This window comes from Methylobacterium oryzisoli, assembly GCF_046557895.1.
Taxonomy (GTDB): domain Bacteria; phylum Pseudomonadota; class Alphaproteobacteria; order Rhizobiales; family Beijerinckiaceae; genus Methylobacterium; species Methylobacterium oryzisoli.
In genome coordinates this window covers 1-4415 of sequence record NZ_JBKIBX010000097.1, presented here as the reverse complement: position 1 = coordinate 4415, position 4415 = coordinate 1, and the positions used below count along the sequence as shown (strand labels likewise).

General features: G+C 69.9%; 8 protein-coding genes. 3 read left to right on the top strand and 5 right to left on the bottom strand.

Going from position 1 to position 4415, the window contains the following annotated elements; all coding sequences use genetic code 11:
• Nucleotides 1-148: 148 nt before the first annotated feature.
• The 4 genes from pcaG to ACKUB9_RS34050 all read right to left on the bottom strand — a co-directional run bounded on the left by pcaG (nt 149) and on the right by ACKUB9_RS34050 (nt 2878).
• The gene (gene pcaG, locus ACKUB9_RS34065) at nt 149-781 is read right to left on the bottom strand and encodes a protocatechuate 3,4-dioxygenase subunit alpha (RefSeq protein WP_407531083.1); all 633 of its coding nucleotides are present in this window, start codon (nt 779-781) and stop codon (nt 149-151) included.
• Nucleotides 782-783: 2 nt separating this feature from the next.
• Nucleotides 784-1533 (bottom strand): protocatechuate 3,4-dioxygenase subunit beta, encoded by a 750-nt coding sequence (pcaH, locus tag ACKUB9_RS34060; protein ID WP_407531087.1) that lies wholly within the window; start codon nt 1531-1533, stop codon nt 784-786.
• Nucleotides 1534-1605: 72 nt separating this feature from the next.
• Nucleotides 1606-2427: an IclR family transcriptional regulator gene (locus tag ACKUB9_RS34055; RefSeq protein WP_407531082.1), complete on the bottom strand. Its 822-nt coding sequence runs from the start codon at nt 2425-2427 to the stop codon at nt 1606-1608.
• Between the two features lie 301 nt (nt 2428-2728).
• The gene (locus tag ACKUB9_RS34050; protein ID WP_407531080.1) at nt 2729-2878 is read right to left on the bottom strand and encodes a hypothetical protein; all 150 of its coding nucleotides are present in this window, start codon (nt 2876-2878) and stop codon (nt 2729-2731) included.
• A 278-nt stretch (nt 2879-3156) separates the two neighbouring features.
• Between ACKUB9_RS34050 and ACKUB9_RS34045 the strand changes: the two genes are divergently transcribed.
• Together ACKUB9_RS34045 and ACKUB9_RS34040 are read left to right on the top strand one after the other, a co-directional pair.
• Entirely contained in the window at nt 3157-3297 is a 141-nt protein-coding gene (locus tag ACKUB9_RS34045; RefSeq protein WP_407531078.1) for a hypothetical protein, read from the top strand.
• Between the two features lie 98 nt (nt 3298-3395).
• Nucleotides 3396-3695, top strand: a complete 300-nt coding sequence (locus ACKUB9_RS34040; RefSeq protein WP_407531076.1) for a hypothetical protein — start codon at nt 3396-3398, stop codon at nt 3693-3695.
• Nucleotides 3696-3722: 27 nt separating this feature from the next.
• Here the strand turns inward: ACKUB9_RS34040 and ACKUB9_RS34035 are convergent, their stop codons facing one another.
• A complete protein-coding gene (locus ACKUB9_RS34035) occupies nt 3723-4211 on the bottom strand; it encodes a MarR family winged helix-turn-helix transcriptional regulator (RefSeq protein ID WP_407531074.1) in 489 nt (162 codons plus the stop codon).
• A 64-nt stretch (nt 4212-4275) separates the two neighbouring features.
• Here ACKUB9_RS34035 and ACKUB9_RS34030 point away from each other — a divergent pair.
• Nucleotides 4276-4415: homogentisate 1,2-dioxygenase (locus tag ACKUB9_RS34030; RefSeq protein ID WP_407531085.1), on the top strand; the 140-nt coding region annotated here is incomplete at its 3' end.

Here is a 4415-nt window from a genome sequence, read left to right as displayed (position 1 = left end):
GTGGTGGGCAGGGCCGGGTTGTCGGCCTTGCGCGGCACCGAGCCGGTGATCGCCACCGCGATCACCACGGGGTTCTGATCTGCCGCGCTCATGCTCTGGCCTGCGCTCATCTGGCCTGCGCTCATGGGGCCTCTCTCCCGGTATCGGTTCAGACGTCGAAGAACACGGTTTCCTGCGGCCCCTGGAGCCGGATGTCGAGCACGTAGGTCGGCATCTCCCGCTCCTCGCGCCGGGCGATCAGCGTCGCGCGGCGGGAGCGCTGTTCGATCAGGTTGAGGACCGGGTCGGCGGCGTTCGCCTCGGCCTCGTCCGCGAAGTACAGGCGCGTCGGCAGCCCGATGTTGATGCCGCGGGCGGCGATCCAGAGGTTGATGTGAGGCGCCATCGGCCGGTGACCCCGGCGGCCCTCCACCGACCCGGGCTTGATCGTTTCGAAGAACCAGATCCCGGTCTCGAAATCCGAGCCGGCGCGACCCCAGCCGCGGAAGCTCGCGTCGAGGGCCTTTCCCTCCTGGCGATCGGCCGGGTGGTTGTAGCGGCCGGCCGCGTTGGCCTGCCAGATCTCCACCAGCACGTCGCGCACCAGCTCGTCGGCGCCGTCGAAGACGCGCCCCTCGACGCGGATGCGCTCGCCCGCGGTGTCGGGCTGCACCAGCACGTTCGAGAAGGTGGTCTCGAAGATGTCGAAGCCGGCCTGATGCGGGATGAGTCCGATATGGACGTAGGGACCGGCGGTCTGCGAGGCGGTCTCGCGCAGGCGGTCGGGCAGCGGCTGGACCATGCTCAGTTCCCCTGGAGCTTGTTCTCGAACAGCGTCTGCTGGCGCCCGCGCAGCACGATGTCGAAGCGGTAGGCCAGCATGTCGAGGGGCACGGCAGCGGCGAGGTCGAGGGGCGCGATCAGCCGCTCGGCCGCCGCGCGGTCCGGGATGCCGAGCACCATCGGGTCGCGCCAGATCAGCGGGTCGCCCTCGAAGTACATCTGGGTGATCAGGCGCTGGGAGAAGCCGGAGCCGAACACCGAGAAGTGGATGTGCGCCGGGCGCCACGAGTTGAGGAAGTTGCGCCAGGGATAGGGGCCGGGCTTGATGGTGCGGAAGTGGTAGTAGCCCCGCGCGTCCGTCAGCGCCCGGCCGCAGCCGCCGAAATTGGGATCGACGGGCGCGAGGTAGCGGTCGTTGCGGTGGCGGTAGCGCCCGCCCGCATTGGCCTGCCAGAACTCCACCAGCGTGTGCGGCACGCCGCGCCCGTTCTCATCGCGCACGAGGCCGTGCACGAGGATGCGCTCGCCGATCGGCTCGCCGTCCCGCGCGTAGTTGCGGATGAGGTCGTTGTCGAGCGGCCCGAGTTCCGCATGGCCGAAGACCGGCCCGGTGACCTCCGAGAGGGAGGTTTGCAGCGAGAGCAGCGCCCGGGTGGGTGAGCGCAGCACGCTGGTCTTGTAGTCCGGCGTGAGCGGCGGCGGGTGCAGGCCCCGGTCGCGCTGCAGGAACTCGCGGTCCAGGCCGTCTTGGTTCAAGCCGTCTTGGTTCAGGCCGTCTTGGTTCAGGCCGGCACGCTCCACGGTGCCATGATCGAGGTCGCTCACGTCGAAGAATCTCCCGTGTCAGGCGAGCCGCGCCGGGTCGGGCGTGCGCCCGCCGCTCAGCGCCGCGAGGTAGTCGGAGAGGGGACCGACCGCCGAGAGCGTGGCGGCGGCCTCCAGCAGGTCGGGGGCGAGGGTATCGCGGCAGGCTTCCGTAAGCCGGGCGCTCGGGCCGGCGATGCTGACGTTGCCGATGGCCCGTCCGCTGCCGGGATGGACGATGGTGGCCGCCATCGCCGCCATCCCGACCGCGTTGGTCTCGTAGACCCAGGCGTAGCCGCGCGCCCGGGCGGCCTGGATCAGATCGAGCACCGCCGGGATCGTCCGCGGCGCGTTGGGGCCGGCGGTGCCCGGCGGGCGCAGGCCCTGCCGCAGCACGAGGTGCAGCGCCTCCTCGTCGGGCAGGCTCGCCAGCCAGACGATGCCGGTGGAGGTGGTGGAGAGCGTCGCCTCCGTGCCCATGTCGGCGTCGTAGCGCAGGCCCGAGCGCGCGCCCTGCGCCTTCGCCACCCAGACGAGGCGGGGATAATCCACCACCGCGAGGCGGACGAGTTCGCCGCTGCGGTCGGCGAGCCGGTTCAGCACGGATTGCGACACGTCCACCACGCCCGAATTGGCGAGGTGCTTGAGGCCGAGCGTCGCGAAGCGCGTGGTCAGCAGGTAGCGGCCGGTCTCGGCGTCCTGGGTCACGTAGGCGTAGGAGACCAGTTCGGCGAGCAGCCGGTGCGCCCCGCTCTTGGGGATGCCGAGCGTGTCGGCGATGGTCTGAAGCGGCAGGCCGCGGGCGTGCCCGGCGAGCAACTCCACCAGGTCCAGTGCCCGCCGCAGCAACCCGCCGGCCATCGCGCCCTCGAATCCGGAACGTTGTTCCGGATTTGAACGAGGTTCGAGGGCGTGTCAATCGCCAGCAGGTGGCGTGAGCCAGCTCCTCGCCAACGAAAAGAGCCCGCGCAGCGCATTGCTGGCGGGCTCAATTCTGGCTTGCTGCCGTGATCGGGGCGCCCGCCATATCGGCGTTCTACCCCGGACGGGTAAAGAAAGCGTCCCGTGTGGTTCGGCTCCGATCCGCCGACGGGATATTCCCTCGGATGAAGGCTCCGGTTCGCTGCGCTGCAGCAGCGCCGCAGCGACGAAGCCTAGTGTCTCAGGCGCCGAGGCCGGCGGCCAGAATCTCGTTCTTCTCGCGGCCCGACAGCGGGGCAGGGGAGCCCTTCGGCACCGAACCGGCCGGCACCAGGGCCAGCGACGCGTTGATGACGGCGACGACGAGGCCGAGGAGGAGGAGAGCGGTCATCGGAGAGGCATCCCTGTTGTGCGATGCAGCGAATATGGCACCGCACAATAATTTTTGGTATGCCAGATGCCATCATGGGAGCTATGCAGTATCCGCATGCCGCAGGAGGCGCAGCAACGTGCGCGGCGGCACATCGTTCTGCCCCAAATCGATGTCAGGGTGTGTCCTGACCGGTTCAGTCGGTCGAATGGAGATCACCGCGCCCCGGTGGTTAACGCCCTGTTAACCAAGGCAAGATCTGCTCAGGATCCGGGGCCTCGTCAGTGTCGAGACAAGTCATGTCGGATGCGTCGCTCTTCCTCAATCTTGCCGGATCGATGATCGTCGTGGCGATCGCCGGTCACGGGATCAGGCTGGCCCTCGATGCCTGGGTGCGCCTCGGGCTCGCAGGGCCTCAGGACGAGAGCGGGGCCGAGTAGGTTCCTCGCGCAGGGCCCGGGCTCCGACCGGGTTAACCCTTCGTTCGAAACGCCGCCCTAGTATGCGATGGCCACTCCGCCGGAGCAGAAGAATCAGAATGGGACAGAGCCGGTTCAGGGCGGGGGAGGCGTTTGCGGGCGCCCAGGGCGCCGATTCTCTCGTCCTCCACCTCAGGCGCCTGGTGCAGCATCGCGGCTACGACCGGTCCCTGATCGTCAGCGAGGTGCTGCGCCGCCTCCTGGCCCCGGGCTTCGGCGGGGCACCGAGCCCCGACGACCTGCGCGCGCGCCTCGCCGCCACGAGCCCCGATCCGAAGGTGCGCGACTACCTCACCCGCAACGTCGCGCTGGAACTGGACGCGGCCCATGCCCGCTCCGCCGGGCGCGCCCGCGGCTGACCGCCGGTCGGGCCGTCGAGCGCGCCGCTACGCGCCGCCCATCTCGCTCGCCCGCCGCAGCAACCGGTCGATCAGCCGATTGAGCATCGCCTCCTCGTCCGGGCGAAACTCCGCCGTCAGTCTGCGGGCGTAGTCGAGGGCGAGGGGCACGATCTCGGCGTAGACCGCCTCGCCCGCGGGCGTCAGCACCAGGAAGGCCTCGCGCAGATCCTCCGGGTTCGGCTCGCGCCGGATCAGCTCGCGGGCTTCCAGGGCCGCCGCCGCCCGGCTCACCTTCACCTTGCCCATATGGGCGTGGAGCCCGATCGCGGTCGCGGTCGCGGTCATGGAGCGGAATTCGCCCACCGTGGCCAGCACGCGCCATTCGGGGATGCCGATGCCGAAGCGCGTCGCGTAGAGCCGCGCCAGCCCTTCGCTCACCGCCGCCGCTGCCACGTTCAGCCGGTAGGGCAGGAAACTCGCCAGCGTCAGGGTGACGTCGCTCGGCGCCGAGCCGGCGCTTGACTTCGGTTTCAATTGCAACTAATTCCGTCAAGATAGTTACGCACGAAACTATCTCGACGGCAGCGGGAGGGCAACCATGACCGTGCAGGTTCCGGCCGCATCCGGCGCTCCGGCCACGGGCTCGGGCCTCGCGCCGGGCTACCTCTCGGGGTTCGGCAACGGCTTCGAGACCGAGGCGCTGCCCGGCGCCCTGCCGGTCGGCCGCAACTCGCCCCA